Source organism: Paenibacillus cymbidii (genome assembly GCF_004764705.1).
In the GTDB taxonomy this organism is placed as follows: domain Bacteria; phylum Bacillota; class Bacilli; order Paenibacillales; family NBRC-103111; genus Paenibacillus_AN; species Paenibacillus_AN cymbidii.
Genome location: NZ_SHLX01000051.1, coordinates 1 through 20,134 on the forward strand (window position 1 = coordinate 1; position 20,134 = coordinate 20,134).

Below are 20,134 nucleotides of genomic sequence, written 5' to 3' on the forward strand. Positions count from 1 at the left end.
CCGCTATAGTAGTCATCGAGTAGGGTTCCTTTCTTGGTGACTTTGACCATCCCGAGAATACCCTACTTTTTTGTTGCCTGGCTAGGCTCCAAATCTTGGTTACACACACTATTGTACGTCATCGGCGGGCCGGGCGATAGGGGGCAAATAGGCCATTTTTCATGGGCTATTTTGGTAGCCATGCAAAAAAGCCCGCGAGTTCCGCGAGCTTCTGTGTTCCCTCAAGCTTCCTATGATTGCCTATTGACCGTAACCGGACAACAACACGCGATCTTCCAGCAATTTGCCCGTTTTGGCGTAGCGGCAGCTGGCCGAAGCCACTTGAAACGCGTACGCCCGACGCGGGTTGTCGGTATGATTCTGTTTGCTGTGATGCAGCGTCTCGCGATGGAAGAAAACGGCGTCGCCCGGCGCCATCGGGTCGCAAGGGATACCGTTCGCCGGTTCCGCCGCGCGGCGGTGTCCGTCCTCGCCGCCGATATCCGGCTGTCTGCCGTTCAAGTGAGAACCGGGTGCGATCCACAAGCCGGCATTTTCCTGGGAAATATGATCAAGGGCAATGAATCCGTTCAGCATGTGGCCCAAAATGTGGGTGTACTGGTTGTCCTGGTGCCATTCCAATCCTTTGCCGTGAGGCGCAACTACCGCATACATGCCGAGCCACAGCTTGACTTGTCCGCCCAGCACCGATTCGAATACGCGCACGACTGTCGGATCCGTCAAAAATTGCGTGGTTTGCGGATAATTCGCCTGTTCCTTCGCGATGTCGGTGATGCCTTGGCTTTTCCACTTGCCGTCGCCGCGTTCATTGGCATAGCTCACATATTCCGCGTTGATGGCGTCGACCGCTTCCTGCGTCAGAAATTGGCGGGCATAAAAATAACCTTCGCGATAAAATTGTTCCACCATCGTTTCCGTAACGACAAACTGCGAGACCTTGTCCATTGTGCGCCCTCCTGCATGGTTTCAACTGTTCCAACCGGCGTTTGCTGCCGGCAACGGCTTGCCAACCGCTTTCGGTTGTGCCGATCTTCTCCACCATACTAGCGGTTTTGGTTTTTGTTTGGTTGTGATAAACTTGCTCTATATTGCGGTTTCCGGGAGGGCATATGAAAAGAATCGCCATGCTGAACTTCGGAGGGCGCTCGTTCGAATTTCATTACCGGGCCAAATCGGAAGCGGTCGACCTGGACTTTTTCCACGCCCATCAGGGGCTGGAGCTGCTGCTCATTCAAGAAGGGGTGGGACAGCTCATCCTTAATCAACAGCTGATTCCGCTGTGTGCCGGCACCTTGGTCGTCTTTCAGCCGTTTCAGCTCCACCGCGTCCGCATGCAAGCATCTTCCGTCACGTATGTACGCAGTATGACCGTATTTGATCCACATTTGCTGGATCGATATATAAAACCGTTTCCGCAGCTCGAGCAGTTTTACCATCATATTTGGAAAGAACAGCTGCCCGTCCAGACGTTCGAGCTGGGAGCATTCGCGGAGCGCTTCAATGAGCTGTACGGCCAATTTGCCAAAAGCCTGCAAACCGAAACCGAACCGAACCTGCTGGAAAATTACATTTTGTTTCTGCTTGAGTTGTTTTCCTCGTTCCGCAAAGTGTATATGCAGCAAGCCCCGGGCACGCTGCCGCCCGCTTCCGGCCGCAAATTGGGCCATATCGAAGCGGCGATGGAATGGGTGGAGCGGCATTTCCGCGAGCCGTTCGACCTGGAACGGCTGGCCGCGGAGCTTCATCTCACCACTTACCACCTCTCCCACCTGTTCAAAGAAAGCACCGGCTCCACCATCTCGGACTACGTGACGGCGCGCCGAATGAAGGAGGCTTGTTTGCTGCTGACTTCGACCGATCTGCCGATCAACCGGATCGCCTATCAGATTGGCCGATTCAGCACTTCCTACTTCTCCACCTTGTTCAAACGGCAAATGGACGTTACGCCGCGCGAATACCGCGAGCAAATCAACGACGCGACCTATCGTTAACACCGTCAATTGCCTTATTGGGGAAACAGCCCCTATCGCTGCTTAAAGCTTCTGGTCTTCGAGCGCTTCGAACAGCACCCGGTAGCCGTCGAGCCCGGCGCCTTCGGCGCGCACCCATTCGTTTAAGCCTTCCATCTCCATCATCCTGCGAATATCCGGTACGGTCGGATCCATCGCGAACAGCAGGTCCGCAAACCGCCGCGCCTTGTCTTCGTCGAAGTCGGGCATGGCGGTGAAGTTGCAGTGGCTGTATCCCGGCGAAGTCCAGGTGGCCCGAATGTCGTCCGTATTCACTTGCCCCTGCTCGAGCAGTCGAATCCACGTCGACTCGCCGATCGCCCCGGCATCCGCTTCGCCCGTCTTCAGCGCGCGGACGACCTCCAACTCGCTCGTGCCGGTATCGCCGTGTTTGCCTACGTCGAGATTGTATCGCAGCAGCGTCAGGTCGGTTTCCGGATCGACGCCGCTCGCCTTCACGTAGTGATACGGCAGAATGGCGGCCTGGCCGGAATCCGCGCTGCCGAGGGCGAGCCGTTTCCCCTTGAGATCGGCAAGCGTTTCGATGCCTTTGTCCGTGCGGGCGATAATTTTCGACGTGAAGCCGATGTCCGTGTCGCGCATGGCCAGCACTTTGGCTTTGCCCTCCAGCAGCCGCTGGATGCGTACATAAGCGATATTGGTGTTCCAGGCAATGTCGATAAACCCGTTCAGCAGCGATTCGACTTGCGCTTCGTAATTGGAGAACAGCACATAGTCGAGCGGAAAATCATGGCTGCGGTAGTAGTCGCGGATGATGTCCCAAATCGGGATGACTTTCGGATCGTAGGCGACCGCTCCGATCATGAGCACCTTTCTGTTCGTCGGCATAACAAGTCATTCTCCTCTCCTCAGTGGGCTTCAAATTAAAACAACGGCACGCCGGCAACCGACTTGCCGATCCATTCCTTGAGCACTTCCGTCGTCGGAGCCATAACCGCGCCGGCACGGGCGTCGCGCAAATACCGTTCCGTCGGCAGCGCCTTCGTATAACCTTGGCCGCCGCACACTTGCATGGCAATATTGGTCACCCGGATCGCCTGCTCGGATGCCTGCACCTTGGACTGCATCACGTGCAGAATGGCGTCTGCGTCGCCGCGCACCGCCTTTGCCGCCGCGTTGCTGACGAACAACGAGGCCGACTCGACGCCGCCGAACATGTCGGACAAGTAGAACTGGATCGCCTGCAGCTCCGCCAGGCCGCGACCGTCCGCATACTTGCGGGTCTGAGCGTGGCGCAGCGCCGTTTCGTACGCGCCGCGGGCGATCCCGGCATTGACGCCGGCCACGCCGAGAATGAACGTAGGCGCAACGACCTGGAACACGAGACCCATGCCGTCGCCTTCCGCGCCAACCAGTTGCCCCGCGGACACCTTGACCCGCTCAAGGAACAACGCGATACTGTTGTTGCCGCTCAGGCCGATGCCGTCCCATACGCCATCGAAACGAAGCCCGGGCGCATCGGTGTCGACAATGAACATGTCGGTCCCAAGCCCGGGAGACGACGCATTGGCAATGACGATGACAAAATCCGCCTCGTCGCCGTTCGTCACGAAGCTCTTCTTGCCGTTCAGCACGAACTGGCCGGCTTCCGGCTCGGCCTTGATCTCCGGCGCATAGAAGTGAGCGCCGGTGCCGGTTTCGCTGAACGCCAGCGTCCCCAGCTTCTCGCCGCGGGCGATCGGCCGCAAGTACCGCTCCTGCTGCTCGGGCGTTGCTTTGGCGGCTACGACCGCCGTCGCGCAGTTATGCATGAGAAAACACATCGCAGTCGAACCGCAAGCGGCGGCGATCGTTTCGGTAACCGCGGACAAATCCGCCAGATTGCCGCCAAGCCCGCCCAACTCCTTCGGCACCAGCAGGCCAAACAGCCCCGCCTTGCCGAGCGCCTGCATCGATTCCTTGGGGTAGCGGCGTTCGGCATCGACGGCTGCGGCCGCCGGGGCGATTACCTCGGCTGTAATTTGACGAGTCAGTTCCAAAATAACGGACATGAAAAATCCTCCTCTATGTACGAATGGGGCCAATCACATAAAATTCGGGGTATGCGTGCGGGAAATCGTTTCGGCGGTATCCCGCTCCAGCCCGATCTGCAGCAGCCGCTGCATGCGGTGCTCGTGCATGACGACCTTCAGCTTGCGCACAAGGGCAAAGCCGCGCTTAAGCTGCTCCGGCTTGCGGCCGCCGCCGGCCAAGATCGCCAGCGCTTCCATCAGATGCGAGTTTTCCCCCGCGCCGGCCGCGTCCAAATATTCGTTGCGTTCGTTCGCCGCGTCGACAAGCGCTTGAACCATGCCGGAATGGCATTCGATGATGTGGCGGACATGGCCGATGCCGTAGGCGACATGACGGCCCTCGTCGATTTTGGCCAGGGCGACGATTTGACGGGTGACCGGGTCCGGGGCATGCTCTTCGATGAACGTCAGCAAATCGAGGAAAGTTCCTTCCCCCAGCACATGCAGAAGAAAGGACGATTTGAAGTAGTCCTCCTGGATGAACAAGCTGTGCAGCGACCGTTCGGTCAGCGCGGAGGAATATTGCAGTCCGCCTCCCCCCGCCAGCGCCCGCTTCGTGAACGCCTCGATGTGGCGCGACTCGTCCTGGATCAGCGTGGACAAATACATCAGCGCTTCAATATAGTGCGGGCTGATCTGCGCCATGAACTTGGCGGGGATGTACAGAGCCGAATATTCGTTCTCCGCAAGAAACGTCATGATTTGGCAAACGGCCCATTCCATCTCCTCGGGCAGCGCCGGCAGTTCGTTCCAGGCGATGTCGGTCGAGGCGTTCCACTGTTTCTCTTTGGCTTGTTCGTACAGATCCAGCAAATTGCCGGACCAGACGTCGTCCTTGCGGTTAAGACCGAAGCCGAAGTCGGGCACGCCCGGCTCGGCGACCGCGCCGCGCGGCACGAAGCCGACATAGGCCGGCGCCTGCTCGCGCAGTTCGCCGACCCTTCCCTCGAACCAGTCGCGGATGTCCAGCCGGCCGTCCTTGCGCAGCGGCAGCTTGATGCCCCAGTCGGGCTGTTCGAGCTCCTTGACGGGATTGTTCCGGATCAGGAAGCGGTAATGGTCTCCCCCATCCAGCGCCATCACGAACGTATGCCGGTTCAACCGGCACCAGCTCTGCAGATCGTGTTTGATATGGCTGCCGGAGCCGATGACCTCGAGCAACTGCCCCTGCTTCATGCGCTGCAGCGCATTTTTCACCAGCAGGAACAGGTCCGGTCCGACCGGAATGTCGCCGACATCGAGCTGCCTCGCTGGCGTCAGGCCGTGCACGTCCACTTGGTCTTCCGTAGGCTTGTTGTTAATCGCCGCTCTCTCCGTTTCCAATCAAATCGGGGACACGAATCGAAAATGCCCAGAACGATTATATCACGACAGTGCGGCACATTCGACCGGGGAGATCAAGGTTTCGACTGCCAGGCCTCCAGATTCAGCTCGTTGTTGATGGCCGCGGCGGCAACGGAGCCTTTCGCGGCGGCGGCAATGGCCTGGTGCATGCGCGATGCCGCGTCTCCGGCGCTGTAAACGCCCGGGACGCTCGTTTTCCCGAGCTCGTCGACCTCAACCGTTCCGGTTTCAGCGATGCGGCATCCGAGCGCTTGCGGCAAGCCCGACCCGAGCGCAAGATCCGGCTTGAAAAAGATGCCCCGGCACGGAATCGCCGTCCCGTCTTCGAGCACCACTTGCCGCACGATGCCGTTGTCGGAGTCGATCGAGCGGATCGGCGATTCGTGCAGCGGCACCCGGTGGCGCCGGAGTTCGTCGCGATAGGCATCCGTCAACCCGTCGGGACCGTTCGTGCAAATGGCGAACCGGGACGTCCACCCGGAAATAATCGGCGCAAAATGCGCCAATTCCGCGCCTTTGTTGATAATCACCAGCGGCTCGTCCCGCAGTTCCCAGCCATCGCAATACGGGCATACGAAGGCGCTGCTCCCGTACACCTCCGCCAGTCCCGGAATCGACAGCGGCCGATCTTTCATGCCGACGGCGAACAGCAGCTTTTTGCAGGCGATTGTGCCGCCTTGTACGGTCGTGATTTGAAAATGGCCGTCGGAACCCGCAATCGTTGCTGCGGCGTCCGCAACAATCGTCACCGCCGGATACGCGCCGAGCTCCTCATGCGCCAGTCGCCGAAACTCGGAAGGGCTTACGCCGTCGCGAGTAAGAAACCCGTGCGTTTCGTGCGTTACCGCATTGCGGGGACGGCCTTCGTCGATTACCGCAACCCGCTTTCTCGCCCTGCCGAGCACAAGCGCGGCGTTTAACCCCGCCGGGCCGCCGCCGATAATCGCCACATCGAATGACCGAATGGTTGTTGTCATTTCTCAAGCACCTCCACAGATCTATAATATCCACATTTAAAGCGCAAGAAGCGGTTCACTTCTTGTTTCCTTCCTGGCTGCAGCGTTGGGTTGCCTCGTCGAGCACCGTCTGAATCGTATGTTCCTGCAAGTAGCGATGCAATTGCCGCTCCGCGCCGAACATCACCTTTTCGATCAAACATTCGCCGTTGCCCCGTCTAGGCCGTTGCCGCTCGTGTTGCTCCTTCGCCGGTTCGGTCAGCATGTGGTGCTGCTGCGACTCCGTATTCGAGCATACGAACATCGTTTGTCTGCCTTCAATCGCCTGAATCACATCGAGAAACGTAATTTGTTCGGCCGGCCGCGCAAGCTCGTAGCCGCCGTTTACCCCGGGCATGGCGCGGACGATGCCATCCTGGCGCAGCTTGGACATGATTTTGGACAAATAACTTTCGGATACGCCGAGCGTTGCGGCCAATTCCTTGATGCCGACATTGTTGCGACGCTCCGCAAGGCCCAAGTGAAGCAAAGCGTGCAGGGCGTAATCGGTGCTTTTGGAAAATTGCAAACGCCTCTCCCCCGCTCCTTAATGGACATATTGCGGATCTGTAGTATCCATATTAAACGATTCGCCGCCGCTTTGCAATGGCAAGCCGGGATCCCTGCGTTTCGAAGAAACGAAGCCGCCTTGCGCAACGATATGCACGCTATTTGCAGAAGCAGATTCCGCTTTGTATTCCGGTGCGGTTGCTTTATGATGGAAAGTAGTCGGAGGTGATCGTGATCGACAAAATCAAAGTCATGCTGGTGGAAGACGATATCGAATGGCAGCGCGGCATTGCCGATTACCTGGGCGATCATCCGCGGATCGACTTCGTATGCTGCGTCGCCAGCCGCAAGGAATGCCGGGCTGCGCTGCAACGCGTTGCAATCGACGTCGTCCTGATGGACATTATGCTTGGCGAACAGTCCGGCAACGGGCTGGATGCCGCCCTGGACATTGCAGGCGAGCATCCCGCGGTCCAAGTCATCATCCTCAGCTCGATCGACAATGACGATGAGCTGTTCTACGAAGCGTTCCTGGGCGGTGCGTACGACTTCGTTTACAAGAACGATTTCGAACAGTTGCCCCGAGTCATCGTCGAATCGGTAGAGAACGAAACGTCCAAGTACGGGAGCCGCTTGCGCAAGCTTGTATTCGACAGGAAAAAAGATCTGCTTACCGCGGGCGATGTCGAGCTGTTGCGGCACATAGCGCAGGGACGAACCCAGCAGGAAATTTCGCTCCTGAACAACGTCAGCTTGGCTGCCGTGAAGAAGCAGGTCGGCAGACTGCTGGAGAAGTTCGATTGGTCCGGATCAAGCAAGGAGTTGGCCGACAAATGCCTGAAGTGGGGCCTGATCGAAAAAAAATGAAGTGCCGGTAGACAAAATATTGTCCACTAGCCGAACTCGAGTCTCAGGCGGTAGGATATACCTATCAGGGCAAACGACAAGGAACTTTAGCCCTACCGGAGCGTGATGCGATCGACATGCCATACTACTACTATAAAGAAATATGGACGCCGCTTAAATTGATCGGAATCAGCATTTTTAAAGATGAAGAGAATCGGATCTGGTACAAAATATTTCGTTTCAAGCGCAGACAGCTGTAAAATACGCCTCCATCGGGCTTTCGTCTTCTGGCTGTCCGGACCACGGCATTGTGGGACCGGGCGGCCATTTTTGTTTGCCGAGCGATCCCGGCGATCCGGCACTGGCAGGTTGCCTTTTGCGGCTCTTTCATGGTAAAACAAGAAAGACGGGCCCGCATCGGAAACGATCCGTGCTTCAAGGCGCCGGACTGCTGCGGAGGGAAACACACCCATGAGCGATGCCATCTTTTTGCTTGTGTTTTGCACCATGGTGCCAACAAGCGTCTATTTGCTCGTCAAGCATCGCCGCAGCAACCTCGTGTTCTGGGGAGCGATCACCTTGTTGTTCGCCGGACTAAGCGGGCTTCAAGTGGCGTTTGAACATTACGCGATCCCCTTTTTCCGGCAGCACGGGATGTCGATGTTCTGGCTGGAGAAGTTCATCTGGGTCTCCGACAAGCTGAACAGCACGATTCATTCCGTCCCCTACTGGTCCATTCTCCTGTTCTTCCTGCATTATGCCGGTTTCTCGAACAAATATTTCAATACGATCCTGCCCATTCCGGTATGGATTTCCATCTGGAACAAAAAAATCGGCCTCGTGCTGACGGTAAATTACCCGTTTATTTTGGCATGGGGAATTCCGTATGCGATTTGTTCTTATTTGCTCCTGTTCTACGTCTTGATCAAGGAGAAGCAGCGCGCCCAGATCCCCCGCCATCTGGCGACAGCCGCCATTTTTTTGGCGCCCGAAACCGCCTTGATTTTGTATCAAAGCGACGGCTGGATTTTAAATTTTCAATCGAATCTGTTGATTGCCGTCTCCTTCCTGCTCCTGTTCAGCATCTCTCTGGTCATTGTCCTGTACCTGCAAAACGCGTTCCTGAACGTCAATCGCAAGACTGTCATCGGGAAAATTCATGTCGGCACTAAAATGATGCAGCATGCGATCAAAAACGCCGCCGGCAAAATCAAGCTGAACGCGCTCAACATTCGGCAAAGCCTGAACCGCCAAAATTACGACGACGCCTCCAGACAGCTCGACTATTTGCTCGCAACGAACGAGCATCTGATTGGCATGATGGACAAGCTTTCCTATATGACGCGGAACAAAATCATGCTCTCGCTGGTGCCTCACGACTTGCTGACGGTGGCGAAAGAGGTTACGGCCCCGCTCAGCTCCCATACGGAAATTGTGTTCCTGCTCCCTTCGTCGCCGGTGTCGGTCCCGATCGATAAAGCGCTCGTCGTCGAATGTTTGACGAACATCATCGACAATGCGCTCGAAGCGATGGACGACGCCGGCACGATCGAGATCGGGCTGCAGCGCAAAAAATCGCGGCTCGCCTTGTCCATTGCCGATTCAGGCAAAGGAATGAATCCGGAGCAGCTCGCCATGATCGCGGAACCGTTCTACTCCACCAAAGCCAAATCCGGGCGAAACTTCGGGCTCGGCATGTATTATGTCAAAAAAGTGATGGACGCCCACAACGGCAAACTGTACGTCGCCAGCCAAATCGGCAAAGGCACCTGTGTGACGCTCGAGTTTCCGATTCACCCAACGTCGGCGTCAGGCGCCTGAAATTGCTTCCCGCTTTATAGTCGCCAAGTCCTTCAAAAAGACACGAAATTACAAAATTCTGCACATTTTTGAACAGGACTATGACAAATCATGTCGAATTGGATATCTACAACAGCCAATTTCATGGGGTGAAGGGATGATTTCATTCCGCTTCAGGGCGGTTTTCTTATTGGTTGTCTCCTTGATTGTCCTTGCGGCCGCCTGCCCGCAGCTCGGGTTTGCCAAGCCCAGGTCCGATGAAGTGCAGATCAACCAATGGCGGATGCAATGGATCAATGAAGGAACAAGTCCGGATCAACCGCCGGCGTTTACCGACGACTGGTTCGCCGTGGAGGTCGGCAAGCCGGTTACGTCACTCCCAAGCGGATACAACGGAGCCTGGGTGCGGATTACCGTTCCGCCGACCCAGAATTGGCTTACGCCGGGATTGCTGATCAATTATATGTACGGCCTCGACATCGGCGTTTACGAAGATGACCGACTGATCTACCGCTCGACGAGGGACTTCGACTTCGACCGGAATATGCTCCTGGTCTCCCTCGCGTCCCGTTCGACGCCGAGCGATCTGTATATTCACATCCGTTCAATCGATCGCGCGGGACTGAGCGGCATCGTGCGGGTCGGGGACTTGCATACGCTGTCGGAATCGTATATGCGCGAGGAAGTGCCGAGCCTGCTGCTCGGCGCCGCCATCGCTTTTCTCGGGCTGCTGATGCTGCTCATTTCCGGTTACCTGAACGCCCAGCAGCGCGGTCCCTGGATTGCGCTCAGCCTGATCGCCTTGACGATCAGCATACTGATTACGACGTACTCCACGTTGATGTACATCATTTTTGCGAAATACGGGAATTTGCTGCTCTTTCTGTTCGACGCTTCGATGCTCGTGCTGTTCCCGTCGCTCCACTTCTATGTGGCGTCGATCTTCCGCGGCAAGCTTGTGTTCTTCAAGCGGTTTGGCCGCTGGTTCGCAGGTTACGCCGCGTTCTGCCTCTTGATTCTGGTCTTGAATCAGTTGATCGGCGATTCGTTCTTTTTCTTCTACAGGTTGTTTACATACTGGCTGCTGGCTCCGTTCATTCTCGTCCACCTGCTCATGGTGTTGATCGTATCGGTCGTTCAGGCGACCCGGGGCAACAGGAACAGCATGATTCTGGCTGCCGGCTTCCTTGCCCTGGCCGGTTCCGGGGTAGCCGATTTGATGCTGCTCTACGTCAACAAGGCAACGAAAGTTCCCTTTCTGTGGAAAATCGGCGTTGTCCTGTTGATCGGTTCGCTTGTCATCACACTGGCGCGGCGCATTTCGGCGGATTACCGGAAGCTGTCGTCTTATGCCAAGGAGCTGGAGTTGTACAACCATCAAGTGCAACGCGCGGAAAAAATGAAGTTCGTCAGCGACCTTGCCGCCTCCATCGCCCATGAGGTGCGTAATCCGCTGCAAGTGACAAGAGGGTTTCTGCAGCTCATGGCCGGCAAGTCGGACGAAGCTTCCCAGTCCTATTTCAATATCGCGGTCAACGAACTGGACAGAGCTTCCACGATCATTACCGACTTCCTGACGTTTGCCAAGCCCGAAATGGACACGATCGTCACGATCGACATCTGCCAGGAAATGACTCATATTCATACGATCATCAGTCCGATGGCGGCTTATCAGGGGGCCAATATTTCGGTACTGAAGATGGAGAACCTGTATGTGCGGGGAAATCCGTCCAAATTCAAACAAGCTTTTATGAACATTATCAAAAACAGCATTGAAGCATCGCGTGAGAACGGAACGATCGAATGGAGCGTTTACGCCGACAACGACACGGCGGTCATCCGTATTTCGGACAACGGCGAGGGGATGGATTACGATCAAATCGCCAAGCTCGGGGAGCCCTACTACTCGACCAAAACGAAGGGCACCGGGCTCGGCTTGATGGTGACGTTCCGCATCATTGAAGTGATGAATGGAACGCTTGAATTCCGCAGTGAAAAAGGAAAAGGAACCGAAGCGATCGCCCGATTCCCTCTGGTTCGACACAATCAAGCCCAAACGTAGTTCGGAATACTGCCGTCCGGAACGGTTACGTCTTCCGGATTCGGCGGAATGACGAGCACGTAGCTGGTTGGCGTTTCCTCGACGACATTCAGTTCGATTGCCTCCGGCAGTTCGATGCCGAACGCTTGCGAGATCGCGGCTTTCGGGTCTTGCAGCAATTGCTGCTTGAATGCGGGATCTGCCCAAGCTTTCTGGATGATCTGAACCTTTAACGTTTCTGCGGACACGGGACACACAACCTTTCGGAAAATGGTATGTATGAACTACATGTCTATCATACCATGACGTTGTGCCTAATTTGTTAACTTTTATCGGATTTCATCAAAATTTGCGAAAATGCACCGTTTTTTGCGAAATTATGTATTGTTTCCCTGGTCTGTTGTGCATCCTTGTGCAGTGTTTGCACGATCGTGCGTTGGAAAGCGGTCAACCCGTGCGGAACGTTCGGCAGGCGCTGCAGCCGGTCGAGGTATTCCGCAGCGATGGCGGCCAGCCGGTCGAGGACCCCGTGACGGAAGATGGCCCGCTTGACGGTTCGTTCGTCCAGCGGTTCGCCCGCGGATAAGGCGAGTTCGTCGCGCACCAGCGTCAGCAAGGCGTTGCGGTTCGGTTCGGCGAGGTCCTCGCGCCAGTCCGCCCGATCGTCGGACAGCTGCAGCGCGGCAAGCGCCAGCTCCGTCGCCAGCTCCCAATCGGGAATGCGTTCCAGCTGCCCCGACCAGATCAGCTGCCCGGCAACGCACAGCTTGACCGGGGCCGCCTTGCCCGCCAATTGCGCGAAGTCGTGCGGATCGACCGGTTCCGCCGCTTCGCGGTTTACGGCAATCGCCCATTGCTCCGTGTAGCTGCGTTCGTATGACCAGAGTGCCGAATCCTGGGGAAAATGTTTGGCGTACCGCTGCCGGAACAACCCGGACAGCAGCTGCCCCAGCGCCAGCGATCGCCGCAAGCCTGCGGGCATCCGGTCCGTACCTGCGTCCATCGCATCGTCCAGCACAAAATAATGAAGCATCGCATACAGGTTGCCGACCGCCATATCCCGGCAAAGTTCGATCGGTACTCCCGACGTTTCCCGCAGCCAATACGGCAGCAAGAAGCAAACAGCATTCGTTCCGCCGCCGTTCCGATGCGGATGGCTGCGCGACAGCAATGTATGTCCGACGGCACGCATCGGTTCAGGCAGCTCCTGGATCTCCCGCAGCGCCTCGGCGAAAACGCGATCGATTTCATCCCGGTAAAGCTCCAGGCCATCGGCCGGCAAATCGTTATTGGCCTGCATCTCCTGCATAACCTGCGTATCCGGCTTCTCCATTGTGGACCGCCCCCCTCTTTCCGTCTCCCCTGATCCATTCCATTCTCATCATAGCAAGGAAAACGTGCCATTAAAAGGGATGCTGTTTTTCCCTGCTGCTCACAACGCGCCATAGGTCCCTACCGAAAGCAGGATGGAAACGACTGTCAGTACGGCGAAGGGGCGCAGCGCCTTCGCGCGCAGCAGACGAAAGTCAACGCACAGGCCGAGGCCGACCATGGCCATCGTCAACAGAAACGAAGCCAGCGCCGAAAAACCGTTCATCCACGATTCGGGCAGTACGATACGGCTGCCCAATACGTAGCTGCCGAGCAAGCTCATGACCAGAAAGCCGGCGAGAAACCACGGCATTTCCACTCTCCTCTCCCCCGCCGTTTTCCCTTTCCGCTTCATGACAACGAGCAGCAGCAAGCTGAGCGGCAGCAGCAGAAACACCCGGCCCAGCTTGGCCAGCAGCCCGACGGCCAGCGCGTCTTGCCCGGCCGGCGCGGCGGCGAGCGCAACGTGCGCGATTTCGTGCAAGCTGACGCCGGACCACAGCCCGTATGCCGCGTTGTCGATCGGCAGCCAGGGGCGAAGCAGCGTGTAGCCGACGGCAAATCCTGTGCCGAGCAAGGCGATCATGCCGGCTCCGGCCGCGGTATCCTCGTCGCGCGCACGCAGAATCGGCGAAACAGCGGCGATCGCCGCCGCGCCGCATACGCCGGTGCCGATGCCGAGCAGCAGCGAAAGCGAAGCGTCGGCTTTCAGCCATTTGGCCAGCACGAGCGTGAGCCCGATCGCCGCCACGATCGTACCTGCGTCGCGGACGAGCAGCCCCAAACCTTGATGCAGCACAACATCGATGTTCAGCTTCAGGCCGAACAGGACGATGCCGAACCGCAGGAGCTTGCGTGCGGCGAATTGAATGCCTTCGCGGAGCGGCTCCGGGTATCCGAAGAGCTGCCGGTAAACGGCGGCAAGCAAGATGGCGCAAGCAAGCGGCGCCAGCCGGTTCAAGCCGGGCAACGCGGAGACGCCATATCCGAGCAACGCGATGACGCCGGTAAACAGGATGCCGGTCAACTTGCGTACAGCGTCGCGATCGGCAACGCTTTTGCCAACTCCCCTTGGGCGGATATTGCTGCGATGGTGGTTTGGGTGCATGATCGTTCATCTCCAGTACCGGGAATCGAGCGGATCGCCGCCGATTCGCTCATGTTGTTGCCCTCAGCTTACTGCCGTTGTTGAAATAAGTAAAATAAATCATTAGAATGAATATCATTAGTGATTGCTTATGATTAGAAAACGCTGTCGAGGCTGTGGCGGCTTCCGAGGATGAACGGCCGCTTTAATGCCAAACTACTGGCGGAAAGAGGGATCGGGTTGGAACCGATGCTGCATGTCTTTATGACCGTTGCCGATAAATTGAGCTTCACCCGCGCGGGGGAGGCGCTGCATATGACCCAGCCCGCGGTGAGCCAGCATATTCGGGCGTTGGAGCTTTCTTTGGGAGCAAAGTTGCTGGAGCGAAACAACAAACAAGTCCGGCTGAGTAAAGCGGGCCGGATCGTTTACCGCCATGCCAAGGAAATTCGCGCGCTGTACGGGCACATGCAGGCGGCGCTCGACGATTTGACCCATTCGGCCGGCGGCGAATTGGCGATCGGCGCCAGCTATACGTTCGGCGAGTATATTTTGCCCCATGTCGTCGCGGATCTTCAGGCTCGTTATCCGCTTATCAAGCCGGCGATCACCATCGGCAATACCGCCGAAATCGCCGCGCGGGTCGCCGCTCGCGAGCTTGATGTCGGGGTTGTGGAAGGCGGGGTCAGCCAGGAGAAAATAACCGTCGAAACGATTGCCGAGGACAGCCTGTATATTATGGCGGCGGCCGCTTATCGCCACCGGGTGGATGACGCCGTTGCCATACGGGAGCTGTGGAAGGAACCCTGGATTGTGCGCGAATCGGGATCCGGCACGCGAGAAGCCGCGGAGCTGATGTTCGCCCGCCATGGCGGCCGTCCGGAATCCGTGATGGAGTTCGGGAGCACGCAACTTATCAAGGAGGCGGTCGAAGCGGGTCTCGGCGTCACGCTGCTGTCGCACTGGACGGTGCGCAAGGAGTTGAAACTCGGCACACTGCAGCGATTGCATGTGGAAGGATTCCCGATTATCCGCCGCTTTTCGCTTGTTGCTCATGCCGACCCGTTTCATACGAAAGCGGCGACGTTGTTCATTGCGCAATTGCGGGAAAAACGGGGGTTCCCGTCGTTTTGACGGGCTAAGCGGAGGGCTGCAGCAGGGTGCAGCGCCAAATAGGCCATTTTTTATTGCCTATTTCACTAAAAATGGGCAGTCGCCACAAAATAGCCAGTGTTTTCGCTGGCTATTCGAGTCAATCTGCCTGGATTGCGTCAGTTTGGCCCAAATAACCAGTGTTTTCACTGGCTATTTACGACGAGGCGGAACAAATCGGGCAAATAAGCCATTTTTCATTGGCTATTCTGGTTACCTGACCCGGCATGATGCGGTCGCCTCTGTTTTTGGTGCTATTGCTCCGAAACGCGGAACCGAATCGTTACATCGGTTGGCGTCACGTAGTTCATCGTCATGGTCTGCAAATCGCGATTCAACACATCGTTGCGCATTGTCGGATCGTGGTGCTCATGAGCGCCGGACGAGATCCGGATCGTGTCCCCTTCATACGAATACGTCGCATCCCCGCTCTTGAGCTGGCTGTGATAGGCACAACGCTCGTCAAGCCCGTCGCCGGTCAACTCGCCTTCGGGATCAAACACACAGATCGTTTGCAAATAGATGTTGGGGATCGCCTGCGATTCCAGACGAACATCGACGCCATCCTCCAGCAAAGTAAACGTAACCCGCAGCGGCAAGTGCTGCACATGGGTCTTCTCGCGCTCCCGGTTCGGAAAATCGACATACCGGCCGTTGTACGCGGCAACCGCGTCTTTTGGCAGCGGGTTAAAATAGCAGCCCTCCAAGGCGATGTCCATCGCAAACGACTGCTCGGAAAGCCGCCGAATCGTCGGGAACGCAACGCCGGCCACACCGAACCAGCCGGCGGCCAATTTGAAGCCGAACATCCGGGCTTTGCCGTATTGCAAGTACATCGCATGATGCTGGGCGGCCATCAAGGTGACGCTCAGCTTGCCGCTGCGATGGCGCACAACCGTTGCGCCGTGCGGATGTTTCGCCAGCGCGCCGAGATAAGGAACCGTCTTGGGGACAACAGCCTCGTGATGTTCCCCGAGCATGGCGGTATAGCGGTCCGGCAGCGGCTCCACTTCGGCGGGCAGCGGCATCGCATCCGGATACAGCATCCAGTGGATCAGCACGCTGGATCCTTTGGGCGACGTTTGCTCCGTTATTTGCGCCATCGACACAAACAGCGGATTGCGGTCCAGGGAAGCCATCAGATGATAACTCACGTAATACCAATCGTTCATCGGAAGCGTCTGGCCCAGATCCTGTCGGCCGGAATATTCGGTCGCCACCGTATCGCCCGGATGCAGCATGTACTGCATCATCGTCAGGTTTTTGCGAACGGCATCCAATGCAGGCTCATAACCGAACGCGATGCCCACGTCGTAGAGGTGAATGGCGCAAGCGCCGTTGTAGATCGCGTTGCTGCGCTCCGTCCATTCCCCGTCGTCGGTCAGATCGAAGCCTTCGTCGAGAAATTGAAACGCCCGCCGTTTGTACGCTTCGTCGCCGAAAATTTCATAACATTTGGCCAGAGCGCCCGACATAACCCAGCGATGGTTCGGCGTATGGATGCCGCCGGTCAACAAGCACGGCCGCGCGCGTTCGAGGAACGTGCGCAAGCCCGCTTGGACCGCTTGAATCGAAGCCAGCTCCGATCGTTCGGCAACCTGGTACAACAAGGCAACCAGGTGCGAAGTAAACGCCGTGTCTGGCGGCGAATCGATGTTGCAGTTGACCAGCGAGATGCAACCGCTTGCAAGCTGTGTCGCAAGCAGCCCGGCTACCCCCTCGTCCAGCAGCGGCGTCAACGCGGCGCTTTCGTAATACACCGATTGCGGCTGACAAAACAGCGGCACCATCAGCGCGAGCGAACCGAGACCGAGCGGAGCCGGAGCGATTCCCTCGCGCAATTCCGTTTCCCGTTTGGCCAAATAGTCCCGCAAGCTCGTCTCCTGCAGGTGAACGACAGACTGGAGCGTATCGTGCGGCATTGTCTTCATTCCGTTCCCATTCCCCTCTCCTGCTGCATGCATAGGAATAGTATACTGGCTGCGCAAACGGTTTCGTACGGCACGATTTTTACATTATGAGCGTTATTTTGACGTCAGTACTTGTCGTACGTCAAATCCATCGTCGCAAAGCCGCAAAATTCGGGGAAGCTGCCCAGCACCCGGTCGATTTCCTCCTGCGCGTAGCCCATTTTTTGCAAATGCATCCGTTTGGCCTTCTCCGCCACGACGCCTGCCGAAACAAAATCGTTGATGTGCTCGAACAGCTTGGCGCCCCACTTTTTGCCGAAGCCGATGTGCAGCCGCTCGTCCGCGATGTCGTATTCCGACTGGAGCGAAGAAAGCATGTCCCCGTGCCGCTTGAACGCGTCGATCGACTTGCGCTTCTTGATGAAGGAGCACGGCTCCATAACCATCGTCAGGCTGGCGTAAAATTCGGGAAACGTCGTCGCCAGTTGGTCCGGCGTCAAGCCTTTGGACGGCTGCCAGGAGAAATCCTCGGTACGATAGCCCATCTGCCGCAAGCGGCGAACGCCCATCTGGCTGTGGCGCACTTCGTCCCACGTATGGCGGGCGATGTCATAGTAGAACTCAAGCGGCATCCGCTGCACGCCGTAGTACAGATACGTCAGGCTTTCGGCGGCGGACATTTCGCTGGCATTGATGAAGATCATATGCTTGACGCTGTTGTGCGTCGGCGATTTCGGATCGAACATCGCGCTTTTGTACCGGGTCAAATCGACGTGCGGGTAGCGCGGATCGTGTCCCGGCTGCTCCGGCACGGGGCCGGCGGGTTGCGAAGCCGGATGCTCCGGCCATTCTTCCGGCCTGGCATCCGCCTGCTCGAAGGCCACGTGCCACAACCGCTTGATGTAACGGCCCCATTCGCCCAACAGATCCTGCTCGGCCGCGTCTTCGGCATGCGCATAACGGGCATGCGGCGATCCCCAGGCCGTCATCTGCTCGCGATGCATCCAGACGTAATTCAGCTTGTCGAGCGTAGGCGCTTCGAGAATCGGGTCGAGCGTTTCGCGAAGCGACGCATACCGGTCGTACAGCTTGCCGACGGCAAGCCGGTACGAAGCCGCAAACGACGCAAACGACGGCGCCATCGCGAGCCTCAGGAACGTTTCCTGCACCGCCTGCGGCGTCCACGCTTTCTCGTTCAGTCCTCCGCCCGGCAGCTCCTCGATGCGTTCCTGCAGCTGCTTCATATGTTCCGTGTGCAAGTACGCCAATCGCACCAGTTCGCCTTTGACGTCCCAATCGTCGGCCGCGGACATCCAGCCCATCGCCATGCGCGACAGCTCGAACTCGATCCAGAACAACCCTTTGAGCAGCTTGGCCGTATCGAGCGGCCGCAACCAGTTTCCTTTCGTATCCAGCTCGTTGTCGAGAAATCCAAAATCGTTCGCATCCACCATAATCGGCTCGTCTTGCTTCGACGCCATATGCCTTCACCTCGGTCGCTTTTTGCATGCCATGGCACTAGCATAGCTTGCGAAGCGACGTCCGCGCTTGTTCGTTTCACTTCAAATGTTGGGGAAAACGATTCAATTGTTCAGGGGCGTTGGCCGGCCCGGTAAGCGCTCGGCGACACGCCGGCGACGGAGCGGAACGTTCGGCTGAACGTGGCCAGTTCGCCGTAGCCGAGCCGCAGCGAAATTTCCGTAATCGGCAACGTCCCTTCGCCGAGCAGCTCCTTCGCCGCATTGATCCGCTGCAGCGTCTGGAATTGATGCGGCGTGCAGCCGGAATGCAGCTTGAACAGCTTGTTGAAATACGACACGGACAGGTGAAACCGCCGCGCCAATTCCGCAACCGACAAATTTTCGCCGCAATAGGCGGTAATATGAGCGGCCGCTTGCTCCATCGCTTCGCGATGCGTCTCGGGCAGCGAAGGAACGGCCTCCGCCTCGTCATTTTGCCTGCCGAGCGCAACCAGCAGCCCAATCAGCGCCGACTTGACCATCAGCTCGTAATTGGCTTTGCGCAAACCCAGTTCCTTTTCGATCTGCTGCAAAATAAACTCCATCGCCGCCGCGTCCTCCCGGCTGCGAAAGGCCAATTGCATGAGCGCGGCAGGCTGGCGATCATCTTCGGCACCGTCGCCGTCCGCGCGAAACCAGCCGCCGAACAGGGCCGCCAGCTCCGGCTCCTGCCGGATAAGCGCAGCCAGATACGCCTCCTCCACCGACAAAATGACGCGTTTGTACGCATCCACGCGCGCCGGTCGGATGAAGTGAAACGTGTGCGGACGGATGATCGTCACTTTGCCGGGATGGAACGCATATTCCTGCTCCTCCACCAGACAAGTGCCGCCGGACGAATAAGAAAAGTGGAATTCGTATCCGTCATGCGCATGCATGAACTGCATGTTGTCGGTGTCCTGCTTCGTCTTGCAGTAAACGGGAAATTCGGTCAACGACCGGTTGAACGCGTCGTCGACCCGCTGCTGCAGCCGCTCCTCCATCTTCCTATCACCTCTAGAACGTGCATACATGAAACCGATTGCCATCGGGTCTGTTTAAACAGCCGGTAAAAATGAGAAGGCGTGAATCGGGTCAAGCCGCTCAGCGCCAGCAGGGAAAGGTCTTCCCGGGGATGCCGGTGAATATGGTCGCGTAAAATGAAGCTGCGTCGATCCCATATTACCATACAAATCTTCCAAGAGGCGACTGGGAAAAAGAACGAAGCCTCCTTCGCTGCGCATTAAGAAAAGCTCGAAACCAACTCCCTCGCCTAGCAGACACTGTTGCTCAAAGCGCGACAATCTCCCCTCCGCCAACTAACAAATTTACTTTCGTGCCATTCCGATCAAGCGTCTTGAAAAAGAGGCCATGTTTTATTGCTTATTTCACCAAAAACAGGTATCTGCTCCAAAATAACCAGTGAAATCACTGACTATTTCGGCCAAAAGGCCTGATTTGGGGCCAGGCGGAGCAAATAAACCATGTTTTCACAGGCTATTTCCGACGAGGAACCTCAATTCAGTCAAATAAGCCA

The 20,134-nt window shown here is 57.2% G+C and carries 18 protein-coding genes; 5 read left to right on the forward strand and 13 right to left on the reverse strand.

What is annotated here, in order from left to right; all coding sequences use genetic code 11:
- Positions 1–240: 240 nt before the first annotated feature.
- On the reverse strand, positions 241–945 hold the full coding sequence (locus EXY20_RS36760) for a phytanoyl-CoA dioxygenase family protein (RefSeq protein ID WP_135557420.1): 705 nt from the start codon (positions 943–945) through the stop codon (positions 241–243).
- 164 nt (positions 946–1,109) lie between these two features.
- Here EXY20_RS36760 and EXY20_RS36765 point away from each other — a divergent pair, with 164 nt between their 5' ends.
- Entirely contained in the window at positions 1,110–1,991 is an 882-nt protein-coding gene (locus tag EXY20_RS36765; RefSeq protein ID WP_135557421.1) for an AraC family transcriptional regulator, read from the forward strand.
- A 42-nt stretch (positions 1,992–2,033) separates the two neighbouring features.
- Here the strand turns inward: EXY20_RS36765 and EXY20_RS36770 are convergent, their stop codons facing one another.
- The 5 genes from EXY20_RS36770 to EXY20_RS36790 all read right to left on the reverse strand — a co-directional run bounded on the left by EXY20_RS36770 (position 2,034) and on the right by EXY20_RS36790 (position 6,910).
- Positions 2,034–2,858: a phosphate/phosphite/phosphonate ABC transporter substrate-binding protein gene (locus EXY20_RS36770; RefSeq protein WP_135557422.1), complete on the reverse strand. Its 825-nt coding sequence runs from the start codon at positions 2,856–2,858 to the stop codon at positions 2,034–2,036.
- 35 nt (positions 2,859–2,893) lie between these two features.
- Entirely contained in the window at positions 2,894–4,021 is a 1,128-nt protein-coding gene (locus EXY20_RS36775; RefSeq protein ID WP_135557423.1) for an acyl-CoA dehydrogenase family protein, read from the reverse strand.
- A 33-nt stretch (positions 4,022–4,054) separates the two neighbouring features.
- Positions 4,055–5,317 carry a sulfurtransferase TusA family protein gene (locus tag EXY20_RS36780; RefSeq protein WP_135557424.1) on the reverse strand — a complete coding sequence of 421 codons (1,263 nt, stop codon included), beginning with the start codon at positions 5,315–5,317 and terminating at the stop codon, positions 4,055–4,057.
- 122 nt (positions 5,318–5,439) lie between these two features.
- Complete coding sequence (locus EXY20_RS36785) at positions 5,440–6,363, reverse strand: NAD(P)/FAD-dependent oxidoreductase (protein ID WP_135557425.1); 924 nt, start codon at positions 6,361–6,363, stop codon at positions 5,440–5,442.
- 55 nt (positions 6,364–6,418) lie between these two features.
- A complete protein-coding gene (locus EXY20_RS36790) occupies positions 6,419–6,910 on the reverse strand; it encodes an Rrf2 family transcriptional regulator (protein WP_135557426.1) in 492 nt (163 codons plus the stop codon).
- Between the two features lie 212 nt (positions 6,911–7,122).
- Between EXY20_RS36790 and EXY20_RS36795 the strand changes: the two genes are divergently transcribed.
- The gene (locus EXY20_RS36795; protein WP_135557427.1) at positions 7,123–7,758 is read left to right on the forward strand and encodes a response regulator transcription factor; all 636 of its coding nucleotides are present in this window, start codon (positions 7,123–7,125) and stop codon (positions 7,756–7,758) included.
- Between the two features lie 92 nt (positions 7,759–7,850).
- On the opposite strand, the gene EXY20_RS39385 is transcribed toward EXY20_RS36795, so the two are convergent.
- On the reverse strand, positions 7,851–8,210 hold the full coding sequence (locus EXY20_RS39385; protein WP_167859778.1) for a hypothetical protein: 360 nt from the start codon (positions 8,208–8,210) through the stop codon (positions 7,851–7,853).
- Between EXY20_RS39385 and EXY20_RS36800 the strand changes: the two genes are divergently transcribed.
- Both EXY20_RS36800 and EXY20_RS36805 read left to right on the forward strand, forming a co-directional pair.
- Positions 8,209–9,558, forward strand: a complete 1,350-nt coding sequence (locus EXY20_RS36800) for a sensor histidine kinase (protein WP_135557428.1) — start codon at positions 8,209–8,211, stop codon at positions 9,556–9,558. The genes EXY20_RS39385 and EXY20_RS36800 overlap by 2 nt on opposite strands.
- 169 nt (positions 9,559–9,727) lie before the next feature.
- A complete protein-coding gene (locus EXY20_RS36805) occupies positions 9,728–11,599 on the forward strand; it encodes a sensor histidine kinase (RefSeq protein WP_167859779.1) in 1,872 nt (623 codons plus the stop codon).
- On the opposite strand, the gene EXY20_RS36810 is transcribed toward EXY20_RS36805, so the two are convergent.
- The 3 genes from EXY20_RS36810 to EXY20_RS36820 form a co-directional block, all read right to left on the reverse strand.
- Positions 11,584–11,826, reverse strand: a complete 243-nt coding sequence (locus tag EXY20_RS36810) for an NHLP leader peptide family RiPP precursor (RefSeq protein ID WP_135557430.1) — start codon at positions 11,824–11,826, stop codon at positions 11,584–11,586. The genes EXY20_RS36805 and EXY20_RS36810 overlap by 16 nt on opposite strands.
- Before the next feature lie 74 nt (positions 11,827–11,900).
- Complete coding sequence (locus EXY20_RS36815; RefSeq protein ID WP_135557431.1) at positions 11,901–12,911, reverse strand: hypothetical protein; 1,011 nt, start codon at positions 12,909–12,911, stop codon at positions 11,901–11,903.
- 99 nt (positions 12,912–13,010) lie between these two features.
- Complete coding sequence (locus EXY20_RS36820; protein ID WP_135557432.1) at positions 13,011–14,057, reverse strand: YeiH family protein; 1,047 nt, start codon at positions 14,055–14,057, stop codon at positions 13,011–13,013.
- A 219-nt stretch (positions 14,058–14,276) separates the two neighbouring features.
- Between EXY20_RS36820 and EXY20_RS36825 the strand changes: the two genes are divergently transcribed.
- On the forward strand, positions 14,277–15,170 hold the full coding sequence (locus tag EXY20_RS36825) for a LysR family transcriptional regulator (protein WP_135557462.1): 894 nt from the start codon (positions 14,277–14,279) through the stop codon (positions 15,168–15,170).
- Between the two features lie 272 nt (positions 15,171–15,442).
- On the opposite strand, the gene EXY20_RS36830 is transcribed toward EXY20_RS36825, so the two are convergent.
- From EXY20_RS36830 to EXY20_RS36840, 3 genes are all read right to left on the reverse strand, one after another.
- Positions 15,443–17,119 carry a hypothetical protein gene (locus tag EXY20_RS36830; protein WP_135557433.1) on the reverse strand — a complete coding sequence of 559 codons (1,677 nt, stop codon included), beginning with the start codon at positions 17,117–17,119 and terminating at the stop codon, positions 15,443–15,445.
- 104 nt (positions 17,120–17,223) lie between these two features.
- Positions 17,224–18,579, reverse strand: a complete 1,356-nt coding sequence (locus tag EXY20_RS36835) for a DUF455 family protein (RefSeq protein ID WP_135557434.1) — start codon at positions 18,577–18,579, stop codon at positions 17,224–17,226.
- Between the two features lie 110 nt (positions 18,580–18,689).
- Positions 18,690–19,601, reverse strand: a complete 912-nt coding sequence (locus EXY20_RS36840) for a helix-turn-helix domain-containing protein (RefSeq protein WP_167859780.1) — start codon at positions 19,599–19,601, stop codon at positions 18,690–18,692.
- Positions 19,602–20,134: the final 533 nt, after the last annotated feature.